A 3,293-nucleotide genomic window follows, 5' to 3' on the forward strand; every position below is an offset into this window, starting at 1 on the left:
GTTCCGTCTCCTGGCTTCCAATCGCGGTTTTTTGTTTTGGCGAATGAAAATCGTACACAGGACGCGGGCCATGCCCTCCTGCGTCAGGGCCGGAATCCGAAAGTGCGCAAGATTTCGGACGTTATCGATGCTTCGGCAATACATCTTCGCATCTTTTGGGAGTCAGGTGTGAGCTGATAAAGAGCGGTGTGATTGAGAGAACAAAAAGAAGCAATTTTTGCTGGATTGGAGGTTTGTTCCGCCCGGTAACTGAGTGGAACAAACCTCCAATCCGATATATCGTGCTCTACTTGATTTTTTTTTATAGGCTTTTACAAGTCTTATAGAGAAACACAGCGCTACAAAGAAATCTATTATGCATGTTGTTGTAGGTATTAGCTGTATAAACTCTTGGGAATAAAAGTCGTAGATGTCAGGGTCTAAGAAACTTGAACATGCGCTGAAAAAAAGACTTGAGGTAAGAGTCAATGCGGATTCACCCATGAACAATATCCAGATAATGGATAGTTGTAGCAGGAAAATATTCCTGTTTTCTATGCGAATGCTTTTTGAAAGAAAAAGGTAAATCCAAGATAGAACGCTAAATAAGACTCCGGATAGATATATTAAAACTGGAATTTCGTCACGCATGGTATACCTTGCTCTGGTTACAGGTTACTTGGCTTATTGACGTCCTGGAAGGCTCAAAATATATTGTAGGGAAGCACCGGTGCCTCAGTCAATACTCTTCGTTTCCATCGTGAGACACGGGTTGGGTTCTGACAACCTATTGATTCTCTGCTGTATTTGCTTTATTTTTGAATGCTTGTGAGAGAATTCTGCGAGAAGTGGTGGAAGCGCATCGCCACCAAGGAAATGGTATTTATCGGCATTGTGACGCTGGTTGCGTCCATGGTCGCCTCATGGCTGAAACGATTCCCCGGATTCAGTCTGTTCGGCGCACTGATCATCGCGCTGCTGATCGGCATGATCCTGCAGTTCCCGATCCGCAAATGGTATTCCAGCCGTTCCCCGGAGCGCAAGGCCGGCGTGAAGGACGCGGCCGGACTCATCTCCAACAAACTGCTCCGCCTGGGCATCATCCTGCTCGGCTTCAAACTCAACCTGCAGGTGCTGTTCACGCAAGGCGTCAAATGCCTGCCGATCGCCGCCGTTGTGGTGACGCTCACCATCGTCGTGTGCTACAACATCGCGCGCAAGCTTGGTGTCGACCCGCAGTTGGCCATCCTTGTGGCGGGCGGCACCGGCATCTGCGGCGCCGCGGCCGTAATGGGCCTTTCCGGATCCATCAAAGTTCCTCCGGAACAGGAGGATGAGAAAGCCAACAACGAAGTGATGGCCGTGGCCATCATCGCCATCATGGGTACGATCTTCGCGCTCACGGAAATCGCGCTTGGCCCGCTCACCGGCCTGACCGGCACCCAGCTGGGCATCACCGCCGGCGCGTCCCTGCATGAAATCGCGCACGCCGTGGCGGCGGGTGACGCGTTCGGCGCGGTCGACATCGCCACCATCATGAAGCTGTCGCGAGTGCTCATGCTCGTGTTCGCCGCCATCATCATCGCCATCTGGTGGGATAGGAACCATTCGCAAATGCCATCTGACGGCAAACGCAAAATCTCATTCCCATGGTTCATGCTCGGCTTCATCGGAGCGTCGATCATCGGCACGTTCGTACCGTTCATCGCCACCATCACCCCGCAACTGGTCGACTTCGCCTACATCGTGCTCGGCATGGCCATGGCCGCACTGGGCATCACCGTGAACTTCTCGGCGCTCGCCAAGAAGGGGCAGAAGGCGTTCCTCGCCAGCCTGATCACGTCGATCCTGCTCATGTGCTTCGCCGCAGGTGTGGCCGCCGTTTTCTTCTAACGTATTGCCTCGAACGGCATTGTGCCGTTAATATCATGCCGCGCACCGGTATTCCGGTGCGCGGCACGATGGTAATTCGTAGGTGGTGGTTTGCAGTGTGCATGGAACTGCGCCGTCCCTTAACGGTGCGGTTTCACCATCATCTGCGCAGGGAACATGAAAAACCGGAGGCACGCCCGCGCGAATAGGCTGTTATCTCAAGTCTGCACGGGACCTCCGGTTTTCTATGCGCGGCATACCGCAGGCAAACGGTTCACAGATACTGGGTTCACAGATACTGCCTGATGACGTCGACCAATGTCAGCGGGTTGCTGCGCGTCATGGCGTTGAGCTTCGCCTGCCATCCTTCGGCGCCGATGATGTCGAGCGCTTCGGCGAGCTGTGCGCCGACATAGTACGGGAACTGGCGTCCCATCAGCCAATCCTTGCCGACGACACCGGTTTCCAGCGGTGCTTTGAGATCCGGGAACGTGAAATGCTTGTCCGTGCCGTCGTCGATCTGGTGCACGGTGGCTCCCGCGGCGCGCAATGCATGGTATTTGACGTATTCGGCGGTGCCCTCATCCGTCAGCTTGGTGTTCAGCAGGCGCACGAACTGCGGCGATGTCTTCGCCAGCTCGTCCGTCAACCGGATATACTCGGTCAACGCACGCTTGGCGGTGTCCTTGTTCCTGTTGCCGGTTTCGGTTTCCTCGCGCAGAATATCAAGCTGCTCGAGCTGCTGATAGATGAGATGCATATCCTTGTCGCGCAAACCGTCGGCATGCTGGCCTCCGGACGGCCAGGAGCGCTGCATGTAATAGTGCATCGCCTCGTGCGAGAGCAGGGCCAGCGCGTTATCGCCGGACTGATTGTCTGATGCCGGCGTAAGGGATGTCTTCACATAGAACACGTTGTTGCCGAGAGCATGCTGCACGCTGTTCTCGCTGGTGAAATTCGACGAGAAATGCAGTCGGATGTTCAACAGCGAAGGAGCGGATTCGGAAACCCGGTACACCCTGAGCGGGGAGTCCTTGGGCATGGCGATGCGGGTGGCGACCAGCGGATTCGGCTCATGCTCCGGGTTGATGAGGAATGAGGAGAGCCTGCCGGGATGACCGACGAACAGCACCGGTTTGGAAGCAAGATCGAAACCCTGCCAGACCGGCTTGCCCGTGCCGGTGGTGGCCGCCGCGAATTTGGAGTACTGGTCGAGCAGCGCGCGTTCCTCGGCACGCAGGGCGTCATATGTGGTGTTGAACCGGTTCACGACGCAGGTGCCGGTGATGAAGGCGAGGATGAACGCCACGAGAACCGCGGCGGCGTTACGTATGATGTGATCTTTGGGCGGGCTTTGTTTCGTAAAGTTCGTCATATCGGCATTCTCACAAATAGCCGATGCGATGGCCGTCATTCTCATGGATGAAAAAAGGATGAAAAAC

The 3,293-nt window shown here is 55.1% G+C and carries 2 protein-coding genes; one reads left to right on the forward strand and one right to left on the reverse strand.

The window, feature by feature from the left end; all coding sequences use genetic code 11:
• Positions 1–807: 807 nt before the first annotated feature.
• On the forward strand, positions 808–1,872 hold the full coding sequence (locus KIH75_RS09910; RefSeq protein ID WP_219056536.1) for a YeiH family protein: 1,065 nt from the start codon (positions 808–810) through the stop codon (positions 1,870–1,872).
• 268 nt (positions 1,873–2,140) lie between these two features.
• On the opposite strand, the gene KIH75_RS09915 is transcribed toward KIH75_RS09910, so the two are convergent.
• Entirely contained in the window at positions 2,141–3,226 is a 1,086-nt protein-coding gene (locus tag KIH75_RS09915) for a hypothetical protein (RefSeq protein WP_219056537.1), read from the reverse strand.
• Positions 3,227–3,293: the final 67 nt, after the last annotated feature.

It is taken from the genome of Bifidobacterium pongonis (assembly GCF_019331805.1).
In the GTDB taxonomy this organism is placed as follows: Bacteria; Actinomycetota; Actinomycetes; order Actinomycetales; family Bifidobacteriaceae; genus Bifidobacterium; species Bifidobacterium pongonis.